A 17,080-nucleotide genomic window follows, 5' to 3' on the forward strand; every position below is an offset into this window, starting at 1 on the left:
GACTCCCATGCTGAACTTCGACGAGCAGCGCTTCCTCGACATCCAGGCGGGTGCGGTCGCGCTCGCCGCGCCCATCGACGCATTCGTGGCCGAACGCCTCGCGGCCGGCGCCTCGAACGTCTTCTTCGTCGGATCGGGCGGTGCCGGCATCCTCATGGAGCCCGCAGTGCGCCTGCTGCAGACGCGATCCGCGTTCCCGACGTTCCACGAGATGCCCGCCGAGCTCGTCGAGACGGGCTCGGTGCATCTCGGCGCCGACTCGATAGTGGTGATCCCGTCGCTGTCGGGGACGACGCTCGAGAGCATCCGCGCGCTCGAGTACGCGCAGGAGCGCGGCGCGACCGTGCTCACGCTCACGGGTCACGCCGACGCCCCGCTCGCCCGGGCAGCCGACCTCAACCTCACGACGTTCGCCGCCGACGACACGTCGAGCGAGACGTTCTCGGTGCAGTCGCTGCTCATCGCACTGTCGATCATGCGGGCACGGGGCGAGTTCGACGGCTACGACGAGGTGCTCGCGCAACTGAAGACGCTGCCCGACGCCCTTCTCGGCGTGAAGCGCGCTTTCGAAGGCCGTGCCGCCGAGCTCGCCCGCATGATCGCGGACTCCGACTACCACGTGATCACGGGCGCGGGCGCGAGCTGGTCCGAGGCCTTCTACTACGGAATGTGCATCCTCGAGGAGATGCAGTGGATCCGCACGCGGCCCGTGCACGCGTCCGACTTCTTCCATGGCACGCTCGAGCTGCTCGAACCCGGCGTGAGCGTCATCGCGTTGAAGGGCGAGGATGCCGGCCGCACGCTGGTCGAGCGGGTCGAGGCGTTCGTGCCGCGCATCACCGACACCCTGACCGTCATCGACACGGCCGACTTCGAGCTGCTCGGCTTCACCCCCGAGGTGCGCGCGCTGCTCGCGCCCGTCCTCTTGGCGACGGCGCTCGAACGGGTGAGCGCGCACCTCGAGGTGCTGCGCGACCACCCGCTGACCACACGCCGGTACTACCGGCAGCTGCAGTACTGAGGCGCGCATGAATGGCGGTGCTGGGCAGCACGACGGAAACGCCGGGTTCGTGATCGCGACTATCGGCGACAACACGATCGACCGGTACATCGGCGACGAGTCCGCGCGATACGCCGGCGGCAACGCCTACAACGTCGCTGCCCAGCTCGCCGGTCGCGGCCGCGCGGTCGCGTACTTCGGCGCGGTCGGCGCCGATGCGAACTCGCGCACCATCGCGCGCGGCCTGCACCGCGCCGGCATCGAACCCGTGGGCCTCGTCACCATGGCGGGGCCAACGGCCGCCACGACGATTCGCGTCGACGGCGGCGAGCGCGTCTTCGAGAGGGAGGAGTTCGGCGTGACCGCCGACTACTTCCCCAGCGACGCCGACCTCGAACTGCTGGCGAAGGCATCCTGGGTGCACATCGGCATGCTGCCCCGCGCCGGGGAACTGCGTGCCCGGCTCGCCTCGCTCGGACGCCGCGCCGGCGCCGCGAACCGCCCGGTCGTGAGCCAGGACTGCGCCGTCGCGTCGGGCTTCACCGAACTGGACGTCGCGTTCGGCTCCGTCGGCGAGCGTGGCGATGCCCGCGCATGGGCGATCTCGGCGCTCGGGGCGGGCGCTCGCTCAGCCGTCGTGACCCGCGGCGCCGCCGGGGCAGTCGCGACGGACGGCGCAGACTGGTTCGAGCAGCGGGCGGTCCCGGTCGACGTAGTCGACACCACCGGCGCGGGCGACGCGTTCATCGCCGGCTTCATCGCTGCGCGCCTCGACGGCGCCGAGATCCCGTCGGCCCTCGAGCGCGGAGCGCACTGGGCCGCGGCGGCGTGCAGCCACCGTGGCGGCTGGCCGCTCGCCCGCGCGGACACGTCGAGGGCTCGAACCTGAGCCCGCCACGAGCCTGGCGCGCGAGCAGGCGGGCTCATGGCACGCGCGCGCCCAGCACTCGGCCATCACGACCGAGCGGATGCCGCCCCCCAATGACACGGCATCCGCGGTGGTCGTAGCGACCGGAACCGAACGGCTACCGCTGCGGCACCGGTGCCCACGCACCGGTCGGGACGTCCTCCGGCGCGGCGTCGACCTGGAACCGGTCGAGACGGAACGCCCTGGTCACCGGCGACGGCGAACCCGTGAGGATCTCCTCGGCGAGCAGCTCGCCGAGCACGAGGCCGAGAGTCGCGCCGGAGTGGGTGAACAGCGTGTACAGGCCAGCGATCGAGGGCACCGCTCCCACGACCGGCTCGCCGTCGCCGGGGATCGGCTTCAACCCCGCGCCGATTCGCTGGGCGGTCAGCCGCGGGTTGCCGGCGAGGACCTTCGACGCCTCGTCGAGCAGGCCCTGCACGGACTCCTCGGGAACGGAGATCGACCCGTCGTCGCCGACGACGATCGACTTCTCCGCCCAGTCCGCGTCGAGCACGAGCCGGCCGTCGGGCGTCGGGCGAACAGCGACCCGCGGCGTGTTCAGCACCGTCGTCACCTCGATGTCAACGGGATCGGTGAACAGCACGAAGGCGACGGGCGTGGCATCCGGAACCGTCACACCCAGGGCGGCGAGGTGGGCCGGAACCGCGGGACCCGTCGCGAGCACCACCTGGTCGGCGGGCACGCGCGCACCGTCGCCCAGGATCACGCCGGTCACAGCGCCGTCCTGCATGTCGACGTGCGCGTCGCCGGCGTCTTCGATGATGCGGGCGCCGTCGGCCACGGCCTCGTCGACCAGCGCCGCGATGAGGTCGGGCAGGCTCACCCAGCCCTCACCGGGGTTGAAGATCGCACCCTCGTCGGCCACCGCCTCAGGATTCACGTCAGGCGCGACCTCGGCCACGTCGGCACGGTCGACCCAGACGGCGTCGTAGCCGCAGGCGCGCTCGAACCCGAACGTCTCGGCGAAGCTCTCCTCCGTGCCGGCCCACTTGAGCGCGCCGTCGAAGCGCAGGTACGCCTGGCTCTCGGGATGACGCACGCTCCACGTGCGGTAGCGGTCGAGCGCGAGGAGACGCAGGTAGTGGTACTCGGCCGAGCGATCGCCAGACGAGTTCAGCCAGGCGATCGAACGACCGGATGCCCCGTCCGCGAGCGACCCGGCGGTGACGAGCGTCACCTGCGCTCCGCCGCGTGCGAGGTGCGCGGCAGTCGACGCGCCGAGGATTCCCCCGCCGATGACGACGACGCGGGTGGACTGGGTGGTGGTCATGCTGATGGTTCTCTTCCTTGTCATGATGCGAAAGCGCGGTGATGGGGTCTCAGGCGGTGACGGATACCGCGGCGTGCGCGTGTTCGATGATCTCGAGCACGGAGACGGCGTCGGCCGGGTCCACCGGCAGCGGACCGCCGCCTCGGAGCGCGACGGCGAGCAGCCGGTAGAACTCGCCGTAGTCGCCGCGCCGCGTCGGCACGGCGGTGGTGTCCCGGTCGGCTCCGAGCATTCCCCAGCGGGCCTCGGGAACCTCCCCGAAGCCCGGGTCGTTCGGCAGCGCGCCCGCGATGAGCGCCGGTTCCTGGGGGTCGAGGCCCCAGCTCGCGTACCCGGCAGTGGAGCCGAGCACATGGAACCGCGGGCCGAAGAGCGGCGCGACGGCGCTCATCCAGAGGTGCGAGATGACGTCGGAATCGTGAGCCAGTGCCAGGAACACGTCGTCGTCCGCCGCTGTGGACGACCGCCGCCGGGCGATCTCGGCGTGCACGTCGGCGACCGGCCCGAACAGCTGCACGGCCTGGTCGATGAGGTGGGTGCCGAGGTCGTACAGGATGCCGCCGCCCTCAGCCGGCGCGGCCTCGGTCTTCCACGAAGTGGAGGGCTCGGGCTGCCACCACTCGAACCGCGACTCGAAACGGCGGACCTCTCCGAGCCTCCCGTCGTCGACGAGCTGCTGCAGGGTGAGGAAGTCGCCGTCCCAGCGACGGTTCTGGAACACCGTGATCCGCCGGCCGAGCTGCTCGGCCTTCGCGATGAGCGCTCGGCCCTCGTCGGCGGTGACGGCGAACGGCTTGTCCACCACGACATCGAGTCCCGCCTCCAGCGCGGCATCGGCGAGCCCGGCGTGGGTGCCGCTCGGCGAGCCGATGACCACGAGGTCGAGCGCCGCGGCATCCGCCCACACGTCCTCGGGGGTGGCGACGATCCGGGCGTTCGGATGCCGCACCTCGGCCGCGGCGCGCCGGGACGGGTCCCGTGTCACGATGACGTCGAGCGAGAAGTCGGAGTCGGCTTCGAGGAACGGCGCGTGGAAGATGCGGCCGGAGGCGCCGAACCCGATGACCGCGGTGCGGATCGGGCTCGCCGCGGCATCCGTCATCACAGCACCTCCGAGAGGAAGCGCTGCAGGCGCGGGCTCTGCGGGCGGTCGAAGAGGTCGCCGGGCTTGCCCGATTCGACGACCCGGCCCTCGTCCATGAAGACGACCTGGTCGGCGACCTTGTGCGCGAAGCCCATCTCGTGCGTGACGACGAGCATGGTCATGCCGCGCTGCGCGAGGCCGGCCATGAGGTTCAGCACGCCCTTCACGAGCTCGGGGTCGAGCGCGCTCGTGACCTCGTCGAAGAGCATCACCTCGGGCTCCATCGCGAGCGCACGGGCGATCGCGACGCGCTGCTGCTGGCCGCCGGAGAGGTCGCGGGGCCGGTGGTCGGCACGCTCGGCGAGTCCGACTTCGGCGAGGCGCTCGCGGGCGATGCGCAGCGACTCCGCCTTGGACAGGCCCTTCACGTTGCGCAGCGCGAGCGCCACGTTCTGTTCCGCCGTGTGATCTGGGAACAGGTTGAAGTGCTGGAAGACGAGGCCGATGCGCTTGCGCACCGAGTCGGGCTTCTGCGTCAGCACGCTCTCGCCCGCGAGCCGCACATCGCCCGACTTCGGCTCGTGCAGGCGATTCACGCCGCGGAGCAGGGTCGACTTGCCCGAGCCCGAGGGCCCGATGATGCACGTCGTCGTGCCGGGCGCCACCGTGAGGCTCACATCCCTGAGCACATCGATGTCGCCGTACGCCATGGAGAGGTCGATGAGCTCGAGGCTTGAGCCCTCGTAGAAGTGGCCGTCGGTGACGGGCACGGGGGACGTAAAGGTCATGAGTTCTCTCCGTAGGTGAGGGTCGGAGTCGGATTCTGCTCCTCGACCTCGTCGAGCCCGCTCTTCGGCGGCGCCGCTTTGTGCCGTCCGGTGCGGAAGCGGTTGTCGAAGTAGTTCACGAGGTGCGTGAGCGGAACCGTGATGATGAGGTAGAAGAGGCCGGCCATGACGAGCGGCGACAGGTTGCCCGTCAGCACCGCGGCATCCTGACCGACCCGGAAGAGTTCGCGCTCGGAGACCAGCAGGCCGAGGAAGTACACGAGGCTCGAGTCCTTCACGATCGCGATGAACTGGTTGACGAGCGCCGGGAGCACTCGGCGGACGCCCTGCGGCACGACGACGAGCCGCATCGCCTTTCCGTAGCTCATGCCGAGCGCGCGGCAGGCCTCGAGCTGGCCCCGGTCGACGCTCTGGATGCCGGCGCGGAAGATCTCGCCGATGTAGGCGCTCGCGATGAGGCTCAGCGCCAGGATGCCGAGCGGGTATGGCGAGGGTCCGAACAGCTGCTGGCTGAAGCGGGCGAAGCCCTGTCCGATGAGCAGGATGGTGAGGATCGCCGGGAGCCCGCGGAAGATGTCGGTGTAGATGCGCGAGGGGATGCGCAGCCAGCGCGAGGGCGAGATGCCCATGATGGCCACGATCATGCCGAGGACGATGCCGATGACGGTCGCCCAGATCGAGATGACCAGCGTGTTGACGAGTCCGACGCCGAGCAGCTGCGGGAACACTTGCCACATGGCCTCGAAGTCGAAGAAGGTCGTGATGATGTTGTCGAGCCAGTCCATGGTTCGCTTTCGTTCAGAGGAACGGTGGGGCGGTGCGGGCCGACGGGTCGACGACCCGCACCGCGGGTCCGGCTACTGGGCCGGGGCTTCCGACTCGGTCGGAGCCGAGGTCTGCTCGGCCTTCGGGAGGTACTGCTCGGGCATCGGCGAGCCCGGGAACCACTTCTGGTAGAGCTCCTTCCAGGTGCCGTCCTCCATGGCGGCGGCGAGCGCCTCGTCGAGCGCCGCCTTGAACTCGGCGTTCCCCTTCGCGATGGCGAACCCGGCGGGCGCGTCGAAGGAGGGGATGTCGATGGCGTTCTCGAGGCCGTATTGGGCGGAATACTCCTTCGCCGCCTCATAGTCGAGGAAGTGCGCGTCGACCGAACCGCTGTTGACCGCGGAGATGGCCGCGTTGTTGTCGGGGAAGCGGACCAGCTCGGTTTCGGTGAAGTTCTTCACCGCGTAGGCCTCCTGCAGGGTGCCCTGCACCACACCGAGGCGCTTGCCCGCGAGGTCGCCCTCATCGGCGATGTTCGCGTCGGGGCTCGACATGACGGTGAGATAGCCCGCGAGGTAGCCCTCCGAGAAGTCGACCGTCTGCTTGCGCTCATCGGTGATGCCGATCGCGGCGACGCCCACGTCGAACTGCCCGTTGGCAACGGCCGCGAGCAGGCCGGAGAAGTCCTGACCGGTGAACACGACGTCGTCCATGCCGATGCGCTCGGCGACATCCGAGAACAGCTCGACGTCGAAACCGGTGAACTCGCCGCTCTCGTCGGTGAACGTGTAGGGCTTGGCGTCGCCGAGGCTCGCGACCCGGATCTGGCCCGGGGTGATCAGGTTGTAGGGGTTCTCCTCGGCGGTCGAGCCGCTCGTCGACGCGCCGGCCGATGAGCAGGCGGCGAGCGCGAGGGCGGCGGCGGCGGCCACGGCGGCGATGCCGGCTCGGCGGAAGGTGGTGCGGTTGATCACGATGATCCTCTCGTTGCAGTGATTGTGATGCGGTGGTGCGGGGGCGGGTATCCCGTTGCGGCCTCGTGGTTCGCGTGCTCCGTCGAAGCCCAGCGGTACATGTTCTTGTTGAGACCGGTCTCAGTCCGGTATGTTGAGACCGGTCTCAATGCGTTTTCTGGGACAGTACGCGACGATCCGCGTCGCGTCAACAACTTTTTCGGAGGAGCAGTGAGCGAACCAGCCGCTGGGCACGGCAATGGCAACGGCCGCCGCGAAGTGACGGTCACAGACGTCGCGGCCGCCGCCAAGGTGTCGAAGGCCACCGCGGCGCGCGCCCTCGGCGACTACGGCGCCGTCAGCGAGGCCGTGCGCGACCGGGTGCAGGCCGCTGCCGAGCAGCTCGGCTACCGCCCCAATGCCCTCGCCCGCACCATGAGCACCGGCCGCTCGAACACGCTCGGAATCGTCGTCGGCGACATCGAGAACCCCTTCTTCGCCCAGGCCACGCGAGGGGCGGCGGATGTCGCGAACGCGGCCGGATTCGACCTGATCCTCTCGAACTCCGATGAAGAGGCCGAGACCGAGCAGAAGGCCATCGGCGTGCAGCTGGCCAAGCGCGTCGACGGGCTGCTCGTCGCGCCCGCGTCATCCGTCGATACCGCGAACCTGCGTACCATCATCGACGCCGGGCGTCCCCTGGTGCTCTTCGACCGCGCCGTACCCGAGCTCGAGGTCGACACCGTCACCGCCGACAACCGCCGCGGAGCCGAGCAACTCACCCGCCTCCTCACGGGGAACGGACACCGGCGGATCGCGTTCATCTCGACGATCCGCCACTCCGATGGCTACCGTCGCGGCGATACCCTCGGCTCCTCATCGGTCGCCGATCGTGTGCAGGGGTTCGTGGAGACACTCGAGGGGGCCGGGGTACCCGATCCGGCGGCGTTCGTGCACCTGAACGCGCGGGAGGAGGGTGTCGAGCAGCTGGCCCGGCGCCTGCTCGAAGACGAAGACCACGGCATCACCGCGGTCGTCGCCTCCGACAGCCTCATCGCCCTGGGCGTGTTCCGGGCGGCCCGGGCGCTCGGCCTGAGCATCCCGGGAGATCTCTCGCTCGTCGCGTTCGATGATGCCGACTGGACCGGCGTCACGACGCCCGCCGTCACCGTCATCGCACAGCCGATCCACGAGATCGGCGCCGAAGCCGCACGGCTCCTGATCCGCAGAATCGGCGGCGACGGCGCGCCTCCCGTGACCCACGTGCTCGAACAGCACCTGATCGAGCGGGAGTCGGTGGCGCGGCCGGCGCGCGGCTGAGCGGGAGCCGCGGCATCCGCTCACCGCTCACCGCTCACCGCGGAGGGCTCACCCGCTCACCGCTTGACGTCGAAGACCGCCTTCACGACGCCGTTGGAGTACGCCTCGTGCTCGACGAGGTCGAGTCGCGTGTAGGGGTCGCCGCCGCCGAAGAGGCGCTTGCCGTCGCCGAGCAGGATCGGGAACACGAGCAGGTGGTAGCGGTCGACGAGACCGGCGTCAGCGAGGCCCTTCGCGAGCGTGCCGCTGCCGTGCACGAGGATGTTGCCGCCCTCGCCCTCCTTGAGCTTCGCGACCTCGTCGAGCGAGCGCAGCACCTGGGTGTTGTTCCACTCGGGGTCGCTGAGGGTGCTCGACACGACGTACTTCGGCATCGCGTTGTACTCGGCGAACTCGTCCATCGTCGGCCAGACCGGTGCGAACTCGTCGTAGCTCACGCGGCCCAGCAGCAGTGCGCCGGCTTCGTCCTGCTCGCGGCCCTTGATCTCATAGGCCTCCTCGACGAACGGCACGTCCTTGAAGGTCCAGCCGGCCCGCGGGTGCGGTCCGCCGCCGGGCGAGTCGATCACTCCGTCGAGGCTGATGAACTCGGTGACGATGAGGGTGCGCATGATGGTGATTCCTTCCAGAGGCGGTATCTCCGTCTCATTCTGGACGTCGAACGGGAGCCGGTCGAGATCGACATCGTGCGTGAAAATCCTCCGACGATGTCTGCGGCAGGGCGTACCGTCGCGTCATGAGCGAGGTACGGCCCTTCGAACTCCACGTCTCCGACCAGGTGCTCGACGACCTGCGGGCCCGCCTCGCGCGCAGCAGGATTCCGGATGACTCGCCGCGGCGTCCGGCGTCGGGCATGACGGCCTCGTACCTGCGCGAGCTGGTCGGCGAGTGGATCGACTGGGACTGGCGGGCGCGCGAAGCGTGGCTCAACCGGCATCCTCAGTTCATCGCCGACATCGGCGACGCCGCGATGCACTTCGTGCACCTGCGATCAGAGCGAGCGGATGCCCCGGCACTCCTCGTGATGCACGGCTGGCCGCATACATTCGCGCTGCAGCTCGACTTCGCCGAGCTGTTGCCCGACTTCGACGTCGTGGTCGCGAGCCTGCCGGGGTTCGCATTCTCCTCGCCGTACGCGATCGGCGAGATGTCCGAGCAGCGGCTCGCCGCCACGATGCATGCGCTCATGACCGAGGTGCTCGGCTACGAGCGCTACATCACCTACGGCGAAGACGTCACGGCGAACGTCAGCGACCTCATCGCGGCGCGCTATCCCGAGCAGGTCGCGGGTATCGTCGCGACGCACGCGCACTTCCCCAACTCCGACGAGCGCACCGCCCTCACCGACCCGGCCGAGCGCGCCTTCTTCGAGGCGATCGCCGTGAAGCACGAGACCGACGGCGCCTACGGGCACGTGCAGGCCACCCGGCCCGACACGCTCGCCTTCGCACTCAACGACTCCCCCGCCGGCCTGCTCGGGTGGCTCGCCGAGAAGCTCGTCGAGTGGAGCGACACCCCGTCCGGCGATCCGCGCGCGGTCGAGCGACGCATCTCGAGAGAGCGCATCCTCACCGAGGCGATGATCTACTGGGTCACCCAGACGATCGGCTCGTCGTTCCGCCCGTACTACGAGGGCGCCGACCGGCCCGACGCGATCCCGCCGACGTCGGTGCCCGCGGCGGTCTTCATCCAGCGGCATGAAGCGACCTACCCCGAGTCGCTCGTGCGCCGGCACTACCTCGACGTCCGTGAGTTCGGCCGACTCGACGAGGGCGGGCACTTCACGGTCGCCGAGGTGCCGGAGCAAATGGCGGTGCGGGTGCGGGCGTTCGCGGCCTCACTGGGCTGAGCCCGAGCCGCTCCCGGCCCGTTCTGTCTCGAGATGTCAATCCCGTGCGCCCTCACACCTCGACTGCGAGGGTGAGATCAGGCCGACGAGGGGAGTGACCATGAACGACAAGAACGACGGCACCGACGAGGAGCGCACTGGTGGCGGCATCCCCACTGAGACGCGGGGCGACGGCGGCGTGGGCAGCGTCGGCGGAGTGTCCGGCGTCGGAATCGTCGGAACGACCTTCGGCGTGGCGGGCAACATCCCCGAGCCGCCCGGCGTCGAGGAGGAGCCGCTCGTGATCGAGAACGAGGACGATCCCGACGCGATCGCGCACCGCGGCGAGACCGACGACGACCCGGGCCGCGGAACGGGTGTCGGACCCGAGGTGCGACCCCCGAGCTGACCACGGGGAGTATCCCCGGCGACTCCGTGACGTGATGTTTCGCCAGCCGACGACGTCAAGCGCGTCATCCCGCGTCACGAAGTCATGCGCCGGCGGGGCATCCGTCGCCTGAGACCGTCACGAGTGGTAACGCGGATTCACGTCGGGAAACACGTCGGATTCCGGCGAGGGCCGCCGATACCGTCGGCCGCATGCACTCCATCAACAACGCCCTCGTGACGAACCGGGCGCGCCGTGGCTGACGTCGACTGGCTCGCCGTCGCGGCCCTCGCGCTCACCGCCGTGCTCTTCGCCGGCCTCTTTCTGCTGCGTCGCATCGGCGCGAAGTTCACCCTGCTGACGGTCGTGGCGCTCGTCGTCGGCGTCGGCGTGGGCGTCGTCTTCCAAGGGCACCTCGACTACGTCGCCCCGATCGGCGACATCTACGTCAACGTCATCACCGCGGTCGTCGCACCGCTGATCATCGTGTCGGTGCTCGCGAGCGTGACCTCACTCGGCAGCATCGCGAAGCTGCGCACCATCGGCCTCAGCTCGGTGTTCTGGCTGCTGCTCACGAACCTCATCGCGATCCTGCTGACGCTCGGCCTCGCATTGGCGACCGGCATCGGCACGGGCGCGAACCTCGAGCTCGAGGGCGTCGACGGCTCCGGCCTCACCGGCCTGCTCGCCCCGCTCGACGAGGTGATCGTGGGACTCTTCCCCGCGAACGTCGTCGGCGACATCGCGTCGAACAACATCATCGGCATCATCCTGTTCACGCTGCTCATCGCCGTGTCGTACCTGCTCGTCGCCGACAAGAAGCCCGAGACGGTGCGCCCGTTCAAGGAGTTCGTGGACGCCACGCGCCGCATCCTGTTCAAGGCCGTCGGCTTCATCATCGCCCTCACGCCGTATGCCGTGCTCGCGCTCGTCGCCGTCACCACGTCAACGGCGGTCACCCGCATCGAGACCGCCCTCTCGCTGGTGGGGGTGCTCGTGATCGCGTTCGTGGCGTGCTTCGTCGACGCCTACCTCGTCAACGGTGTGCTCCTGCGCGTGTTCGCCGACGTGAACCCGCTGCGGTTCTTCCGCTACCTCACGCCGGCGCAGTACACGGCATTCGCGACGCAGAGCAGCATCGGCACCCTTCCGCTCACGATCAGCGCCCTCACCCGCAAGGTCGGCGTCTCGGCGGAGGTGGCGGGCTTCACCGCGCCGATCGGCACGACGATCGGCATGCCCGGATGCGCCGGCATCTGGCCGACGCTCGTCGCGGTGTTCAGCGTGAACGCGCTCGGCATCGAGTACACGCCGCTCGACTACATCGTGCTGGTCGTGCTCGGGCTGCTCGTCTCGCTGGGCACCGCCGGCGTGCCGGGCACGGCCATCGTCACGGCGACCGCCGTGCTCACCGCCGTCGGCCTTCCGGTCGAAGTGCTCGTGCTGCTGATACCGATCAGCGCCATCGCCGGCACGGCCAGCACCATGGCGAACGTCACGGCCGCCGCCGCGAGCGCGGCCATCGTCGCCCGCCGCGCCGACGCGCTCGACGACGCGATCTTCGAGGGTCGCAGTGCCTACCCCGACGACGCGAACGACTCCAAATCCACCCCGGCCGCCGAACTCGCCGAGCCTCGCTGACGCGAGCGGCAGGAACCGAAACCGAACCGAAGGAACCCATCATGACAACCCAACGACGCCGCTTGCGCGGCTTCGCGGCGACCGTCGCCCTCGCGATCTCCCTGCCCACCTTCACGCTCGTCTGGAGCGCGCCGGCCCAGGCCGCCGGCGACGTCTGCGACCTCTGCTCGATCAACTTCGACCTCGGCGCCTGCGAGGACCTCGGCGGCTACCCGTACGACAGCACCCAGGAGGACCCGCCCCCCGCGATCAGCGGCGGCGGCGCACCCGCTCCGGCTCCGGCTCCGGCTCCGGCTCCGGATCCCGAGCCCGCACCGGCCCCCGCACCGGCTCCGGCGCCTTCAGGCGGCTCGACCTCGACGGGCCAGACCACGGGAGGCAGCACGTCGACCGGGACGACGCCGGGATCGACGGATGCCGCCGCCACCGCCGGTCAGCCGGCGGCGGCCGTGCTGACCGCCCCGCAGGCACCGGCCGCACCCAAGCTCAGCGTGAAGGGCACCGCCCTCACCGTCTCGTGGGCGGCACCCGTCGACGGCGGTTCGCCCGTGACGGGATACCGGCTCTCCCTCAACCGCGGCACCGCCATCCCGCTCGCGGCCGGAGCGACGACGTACACGTTCAAGGTGCTCGGCGCGGGCGACTACACCGCGACGATCGTCGCCACCAACGCGCTCGGCGACTCACCCGCCTCGGCGGCATCCGCCACCGCGAAGATCACGGCGCCGGACTCGGCCGAGTCCGCGAGCACGGCAGCCGTCGATGCCACTGCGGCGACGACCGTCGTCGGCGCGCCCACGTGGCTTGCCGGCGCGGGAATCCTCGTCGCCCTCGTCGCCGTCGGCGGGCTCGCGGTCCTCGGGCACCGGCTGCTCCGTCGCCGCAAGACGGTCGCGCCCGACGGCCCCGACAGCCCCGCCGACTCGGGCGTCACCACTGCCTGACCCGAGCACCCCGCCCCAGACCACTCCGCATGACCCCGAACGACCCCACGAAAGGACTCCCCGTGCCAGACCACCGTCACCGCCACCGCCACCGCCACCGAGGCGTGGCGCTCGCCACCACCCTCGCGATCGCCGGAGCATCCGTGCTCGGCGCGACCACCTTCGTCGCACCGGCCGCTCCGGCCGCGGCCGAACCCAGCGGCGCCGCGATTGACACCGTCGACTACCTCGGCGACACGTACGGCATCGCCGACGGTGTCATCGAGACGGTGACCTTCGAGCGCTTCGAGTACCTGCTCGGCCAGGAGGGGCGCTTCGCCTTCCTGATCGGCGGGCCCGGCGACGCCCGCACCACTGCGACGATCGGCGCCATCGACGAGGTCGCCACGGCCGCCGGCGTCGACCGGGTGTACACGTTCGATCCGAAGCTCGACGGCGCCACGCTCGACATCCGCACGACGACGAACCCCGATGTCGCACCGCTGTGGACACGCCTCGTCACCGACGCGCTCGGCAAGGACACCCAGACGCCGTTCGACGGCACCGACGACCCCTACCTCTTCGTCTACGACAAGGCGCACACCGAGGGCGGCGTCGAAGACCGGATCGTCAGCGCGCTCACCGCACCGGTGACGGCCGGGCAGCTCGCCGATCCGGCGGCGCTCGCGGCCTACAAGGCCGACGTCGCCGGCGTGCTGGCGGCCGGCGGTGAGCTGGGCGCGATCAGCCAGTTCCAGTTCTACGAGGACGTCGTGAACTTCAAGCACAACCGCGACTACCAGGGTGCCGACGCCTACGGCGGCGCCACCATCCTCGACGACGGCGACAGTGACTGGCGGGTGCAGAACATCACCTACCCCGAGCTCGTGCACCTCCTCGAGGTCGACGGCGACGTCGTGCTGTTCCTCGGGGGCACCTGGTGCCACAACACCCGTGCCGTGCTGAAGGAGCTCAACGCCCAAGCGGTCGCGAACGGCGTGGAGAAGGTGTACTTCTTCGACCTGCGTCTCGACGGGGCATCCGGCAACGACCTGCACATTCGCGACACGAACTCGGAGTTCGCGAACTTCTACGGCGACCTCGTCGCCGAGCACCTGCCGAACCTCGTCACCCAGTACGTGCCGGGTGTCTCGGGCCAGGTCGACTACCACCCCCGCGGCGACCGGTCGCAGGCGCTCGCAACGGCGAAGAAGCTCCAGGTGCCGTACGTCTTCGAGTACCAGCGCGACCGGACGGTCGACGGCCAGCCGGCGCCGGTCGTGCGCCAGTGGATCCACGACAACGGCGACGGCACCTACCGCGAGTACATGACCGAGTGGTGGTACGTCATCGACAAGCCCGGGCGCTACGCGACGCGCCCCGACCCCGCAGCACTCGTCGCGCAGCTCGCGTTCGCCGACGAGGCGATCGCCGCACTCGGCACGTTCTTCGCCGACCTCGGCGAGGACCCCACCGAGGAGCCCGAGCCGACCGAGCCTCCCTCGACCGAACCGCCGGCCACCGAGCCGCCTGCGACGGAGTCCCCCTCGACCGGCACCGATCCCACCACCGTGAAGGGCTCCGTCACCGTGTCGGGCGACGTCGTCCCCGGCGGCACCATCACGGTGCGCGGCAGCGGACTGGCACCGAGCACGGGCGACTTCTCGGTGGAGCTGCACTCGACGCCGCAGGTGCTCGGCGCCGCATCGACGAACGCGGACGGCGGGTTCACGTTCACCGGCACGATCCCGGCCTCGACGCCGGCCGGATCCCACGCCGTCGTCGTCACCATCGGCGGGGTGCAGGTCGCCAGCGTCTCGGTGACCGTCGCCGCCGAGGATGCCGACGCCGCGGGCCTCGCCGCCACCGGCACGGCGCTCGTCGACGTGCTGGCCTGGATCGCCGTCGCACTCATCGCGCTGGGAGCCGCTGCCTTCGCGTTCGTGCGCCTGCGTGCGCGTCGCGTCGTCGGCTAGTCCGACCGGTTCCGGGGGACGGGGCGGGTGTTGGTCGTCATCCGCCCCCTCCACGTTCGGCGCGTATCGTGAATCCACGGACCGATGGAGGACTGACATGGCGAACGGCGCGAGGCGACTCACCGAGCTCCTGGGCATCGATGACCCGATCGTGCTCGGGCCCTTCGGCGGGCTCTCATCGGTCGAACTCACGACTGCGGTGAGCGAGCTCGGCGGGCTCGGCTCCTTCGGACTGTACGGCTACGACGGCGACCGCATCGCCGAGACGGCCGCCGCGATCCGCGCCGCCACCGGTCGCCCGTTCAACCTCAACGTCTGGTTGCCGCTGACGGATGACGCGACGGATGCCCCGCTCGCACCCGGCGCCTTCGAGGCCTCCGTCGACGCCCTCCGCCCGTTCTACGACGAGGTCGGACTGCCGGTGCCCGAGGAACCGCCGGCTGCCTACCTCCCGTCATTCGAGGAGCAATGGCACGCGGTACTCGAGGCGCGGCCCGCCGTCGCGAGCTTCGTGTTCGGAGTGCCGCCCGAGAAGGTCGTCGAGAGCGCGCGGGCGCGCGGCATCCGCCTCATCGGAACGGCGACCTCGGTCGACGAGGCCGTCGCCCTCTACGCGGCCGGCATCGACGCGATCGTCGCGACGGGGCTCGAGGCCGGCGGGCACCGCGTGTCGTTCCTGCGGCAGCCCGAGCAGTCGCTCATCGGCTCGATCTCGCTCATCCCGCAAGTCGTCGACGCGGTCGGGGTGCCGGTCATCGCCGCCGGCGGCATCGCCGACCGGCGAGGGGTCGCCGCCGCGCTGGCGCTCGGCGCGAGCGGCGTGCAGGTCGGCACGGCGTTCCTGCGCACCCGGCAATCGGCGACGACCGATGCGCACCGGGAGGCGATCGGCGCGACCGCGGCACACGAGACGGTGCTCACGCGGGCGATGAGCGGACGGCTGGCGCGCGGCGCCCGCAATCGCGCGCTGCGCGACATCGAGGCGGGCGGCGTGATCGCGCCGTTCCCGGTGCAGAACTGGCTGACCGGGAAGTTCCGCGCCGAGGCGGTGCGCGCGGGTCGGGGCGAGCTCCAGTCGCTCTGGATGGGCCAGTCGGCGTCGCTCACGCGCCATGAGGACGCGCGCGACGTGTACGCGGAGCTCGCGGCCGGCCTCTCGGCCTGAAGCAGAGGCCTTCCGCCGCCTCCCGCCTACGGGACCCCCGACGGCGCGCCGTCGCGCTCGGCCGACGCGCCTTCCGGCCCGACCGCCGCGACCGTCTCGCGCCGGCGACGGGTGACGAGGTAGGAGCCGGCGAGCACGAGCACGAAGCCGACGATCGTCCATACGGTGACCCGCTCACCCAGCACCACGACGCCCGCGATGATCGCGACCGCGGGATTGACGTAGGTGATCGTGGTCGCCTTGACCGGCCCGATCTCGGTGATCAGGCCGAGCATGAGCAGGAACGCGAGTGCGCTGCACACCACGGCCAGCACGACGATCGAGACGATGACCGCCGTCGACGGCCACATCCCCGGCCAGCTTCCCGCGAACAGCACGACGGGCACGTAGACGACGGCCGTGGCGGCGAGCGACACGGCGACCACGCCGACGCCCGGGAGGTCGGACATCCACCGCGCGAGGATCGCCGGGCCCAGTGCGTAGCCGACCACCACGATCGCCATCTCCCCGACGGCGATCAGGTCCGACGCGCCGATCTCGAGACCGACGAGCGCCGCGACACCCAGCATGCCGAGTGCGATGCCGAGCCAGTTCAGGCGGGAGAGCCGCTCGGGCCGGCCCATCGCGAACGCGATCGCCACGCCCGCGAGCGGCACGGTGGCGAGCAGAAGCCCCGCGGTGGAGCTCGGGATGCGCTGCTCGGCCGAGCTCAGGAAGTACCACGGCAGGATGATCTCGACGATCGTGTAGGCCAGCATCGGCTTCCACCGCCGCACCACCGACGCCACCTCGCGCCGGAAGAATGCGAGCGGCAGCAGCAGAATCGCTGCGAGGGCCGACCGCGAGAGCACCACCATCGCGGGGTCGAGCTCGCTCACCGCCACCTTGATGAACAGGTACGGGATGCCCCAGGCGATGCCGAGCGCGATGAAGAGGATCAGCCCACGACGAGTCACCAGCTCATTCTGGTGCGCCGGGAGCGGAGGGGCGACAGGTTCGCTGCCGACTGCACGCGATATCCAGCCAAGTGCGAACGGCGCTGACTTGT

Annotated in this window: 16 protein-coding genes; 9 read left to right on the top strand and 7 right to left on the bottom strand. The window is 70.4% G+C overall.

Annotated features, from left to right (window positions below; all coding sequences use genetic code 11):
• Positions 1 to 7: 7 nt before the first annotated feature.
• The gene (locus QFZ26_RS05685; RefSeq protein ID WP_307040083.1) at positions 8 to 1,021 is read left to right on the top strand and encodes an SIS domain-containing protein; all 1,014 of its coding nucleotides are present in this window, start codon (positions 8 to 10) and stop codon (positions 1,019 to 1,021) included.
• A 7-nt stretch (positions 1,022 to 1,028) separates the two neighbouring features.
• Positions 1,029 to 1,889, top strand: a complete 861-nt coding sequence (locus tag QFZ26_RS05690) for a PfkB family carbohydrate kinase (RefSeq protein WP_307040086.1) — start codon at positions 1,029 to 1,031, stop codon at positions 1,887 to 1,889.
• A 136-nt stretch (positions 1,890 to 2,025) separates the two neighbouring features.
• On the opposite strand, the gene QFZ26_RS05695 is transcribed toward QFZ26_RS05690, so the two are convergent.
• The 5 genes from QFZ26_RS05695 to QFZ26_RS05715 all read right to left on the bottom strand — a co-directional run bounded on the left by QFZ26_RS05695 (position 2,026) and on the right by QFZ26_RS05715 (position 6,809).
• Positions 2,026 to 3,201: an NAD(P)/FAD-dependent oxidoreductase gene (locus QFZ26_RS05695; RefSeq protein ID WP_307040088.1), complete on the bottom strand. Its 1,176-nt coding sequence runs from the start codon at positions 3,199 to 3,201 to the stop codon at positions 2,026 to 2,028.
• 49 nt (positions 3,202 to 3,250) lie between these two features.
• Positions 3,251 to 4,303, bottom strand: a complete 1,053-nt coding sequence (locus QFZ26_RS05700) for a Gfo/Idh/MocA family protein (RefSeq protein ID WP_307040089.1) — start codon at positions 4,301 to 4,303, stop codon at positions 3,251 to 3,253.
• Positions 4,303 to 5,073, bottom strand: a complete 771-nt coding sequence (locus QFZ26_RS05705) for an amino acid ABC transporter ATP-binding protein (RefSeq protein ID WP_307040091.1) — start codon at positions 5,071 to 5,073, stop codon at positions 4,303 to 4,305. Before QFZ26_RS05705 ends, QFZ26_RS05700 begins: the two co-directional genes overlap by 1 nt.
• Positions 5,070 to 5,858 (bottom strand): amino acid ABC transporter permease, encoded by a 789-nt coding sequence (locus tag QFZ26_RS05710; protein ID WP_307040093.1) that lies wholly within the window; start codon positions 5,856 to 5,858, stop codon positions 5,070 to 5,072. The genes QFZ26_RS05705 and QFZ26_RS05710 overlap by 4 nt, the downstream gene beginning before the upstream one ends.
• Positions 5,859 to 5,930: 72 nt before the next feature.
• Positions 5,931 to 6,809, bottom strand: a complete 879-nt coding sequence (locus QFZ26_RS05715) for an ABC transporter substrate-binding protein (protein ID WP_307044943.1) — start codon at positions 6,807 to 6,809, stop codon at positions 5,931 to 5,933.
• A gap of 213 nt (positions 6,810 to 7,022) precedes the next feature.
• On the opposite strand from QFZ26_RS05715, the gene QFZ26_RS05720 reads away from it, so the two are divergent.
• Positions 7,023 to 8,111: a LacI family DNA-binding transcriptional regulator gene (locus QFZ26_RS05720; protein WP_307040095.1), complete on the top strand. Its 1,089-nt coding sequence runs from the start codon at positions 7,023 to 7,025 to the stop codon at positions 8,109 to 8,111.
• A gap of 56 nt (positions 8,112 to 8,167) precedes the next feature.
• On the opposite strand, the gene QFZ26_RS05725 is transcribed toward QFZ26_RS05720, so the two are convergent.
• Positions 8,168 to 8,722, bottom strand: a complete 555-nt coding sequence (locus tag QFZ26_RS05725; protein ID WP_307040096.1) for a dihydrofolate reductase family protein — start codon at positions 8,720 to 8,722, stop codon at positions 8,168 to 8,170.
• 125 nt (positions 8,723 to 8,847) lie between these two features.
• Here QFZ26_RS05725 and QFZ26_RS05730 point away from each other — a divergent pair, with 125 nt between their 5' ends.
• The 6 genes from QFZ26_RS05730 (at position 8,848) to QFZ26_RS05755 (ending at position 16,032) form a co-directional block, all read left to right on the top strand.
• Positions 8,848 to 9,960, top strand: coding sequence for an epoxide hydrolase family protein (locus QFZ26_RS05730; protein WP_307040099.1), 1,113 nt, complete (start codon positions 8,848 to 8,850; stop codon positions 9,958 to 9,960).
• Positions 9,961 to 10,060: 100 nt separating this feature from the next.
• On the top strand, positions 10,061 to 10,348 hold the full coding sequence (locus tag QFZ26_RS05735) for a hypothetical protein (RefSeq protein ID WP_307040100.1): 288 nt from the start codon (positions 10,061 to 10,063) through the stop codon (positions 10,346 to 10,348).
• Between the two features lie 234 nt (positions 10,349 to 10,582).
• Positions 10,583 to 11,968, top strand: coding sequence for a dicarboxylate/amino acid:cation symporter (locus QFZ26_RS05740; protein ID WP_307040102.1), 1,386 nt, complete (start codon positions 10,583 to 10,585; stop codon positions 11,966 to 11,968).
• Positions 11,969 to 12,009: 41 nt separating this feature from the next.
• Positions 12,010 to 12,912: a fibronectin type III domain-containing protein gene (locus QFZ26_RS05745; RefSeq protein ID WP_307040104.1), complete on the top strand. Its 903-nt coding sequence runs from the start codon at positions 12,010 to 12,012 to the stop codon at positions 12,910 to 12,912.
• A 29-nt stretch (positions 12,913 to 12,941) separates the two neighbouring features.
• The gene (locus QFZ26_RS05750; protein WP_307040106.1) at positions 12,942 to 14,867 is read left to right on the top strand and encodes a hypothetical protein; all 1,926 of its coding nucleotides are present in this window, start codon (positions 12,942 to 12,944) and stop codon (positions 14,865 to 14,867) included.
• Positions 14,868 to 14,964: 97 nt separating this feature from the next.
• Complete coding sequence (locus QFZ26_RS05755) at positions 14,965 to 16,032, top strand: NAD(P)H-dependent flavin oxidoreductase (protein ID WP_307040108.1); 1,068 nt, start codon at positions 14,965 to 14,967, stop codon at positions 16,030 to 16,032.
• Between the two features lie 26 nt (positions 16,033 to 16,058).
• Here the strand turns inward: QFZ26_RS05755 and QFZ26_RS05760 are convergent, their stop codons facing one another.
• Complete coding sequence (locus QFZ26_RS05760) at positions 16,059 to 16,988, bottom strand: DMT family transporter (RefSeq protein ID WP_307040110.1); 930 nt, start codon at positions 16,986 to 16,988, stop codon at positions 16,059 to 16,061.
• Between the last annotated feature and the right edge of the window lie 92 nt (positions 16,989 to 17,080).

It is taken from the genome of Agromyces ramosus (genome assembly GCF_030817175.1).
GTDB classification, from domain to species: Bacteria; Actinomycetota; Actinomycetes; order Actinomycetales; family Microbacteriaceae; genus Agromyces; species Agromyces ramosus_A.

What these genes read in the sequence shown, in the direction of transcription:
- QFZ26_RS05710 (WP_307040093.1), bottom strand. Translation starts at nt 5,858, where the DNA reads ATGGACTGGCTCGACAACATCATCACGACCTTCTTCGACTTCGAGGCC.
- QFZ26_RS05705 (WP_307040091.1), bottom strand. Translation starts at nt 5,073, where the DNA reads ATGACCTTTACGTCCCCCGTGCCCGTCACCGACGGCCACTTCTACGAG.
- QFZ26_RS05685 (WP_307040083.1), top strand. Translation starts at nt 8, where the DNA reads ATGCTGAACTTCGACGAGCAGCGCTTCCTCGACATCCAGGCGGGTGCG.
- QFZ26_RS05730 (WP_307040099.1), top strand. Translation starts at nt 8,848, where the DNA reads ATGAGCGAGGTACGGCCCTTCGAACTCCACGTCTCCGACCAGGTGCTC.
- QFZ26_RS05700 (WP_307040089.1), bottom strand. Translation starts at nt 4,303, where the DNA reads ATGACGGATGCCGCGGCGAGCCCGATCCGCACCGCGGTCATCGGGTTC.
- QFZ26_RS05755 (WP_307040108.1), top strand. Translation starts at nt 14,965, where the DNA reads ATGGCGAACGGCGCGAGGCGACTCACCGAGCTCCTGGGCATCGATGAC.
- QFZ26_RS05690 (WP_307040086.1), top strand. Translation starts at nt 1,029, where the DNA reads ATGAATGGCGGTGCTGGGCAGCACGACGGAAACGCCGGGTTCGTGATC.
- QFZ26_RS05745 (WP_307040104.1), top strand. Translation starts at nt 12,010, where the DNA reads ATGACAACCCAACGACGCCGCTTGCGCGGCTTCGCGGCGACCGTCGCC.
- QFZ26_RS05735 (WP_307040100.1), top strand. Translation starts at nt 10,061, where the DNA reads ATGAACGACAAGAACGACGGCACCGACGAGGAGCGCACTGGTGGCGGC.
- QFZ26_RS05725 (WP_307040096.1), bottom strand. Translation starts at nt 8,722, where the DNA reads ATGCGCACCCTCATCGTCACCGAGTTCATCAGCCTCGACGGAGTGATC.
- QFZ26_RS05750 (WP_307040106.1), top strand. Translation starts at nt 12,942, where the DNA reads ATGACCCCGAACGACCCCACGAAAGGACTCCCCGTGCCAGACCACCGT.
- QFZ26_RS05695 (WP_307040088.1), bottom strand. Translation starts at nt 3,201, where the DNA reads ATGACCACCACCCAGTCCACCCGCGTCGTCGTCATCGGCGGGGGAATC.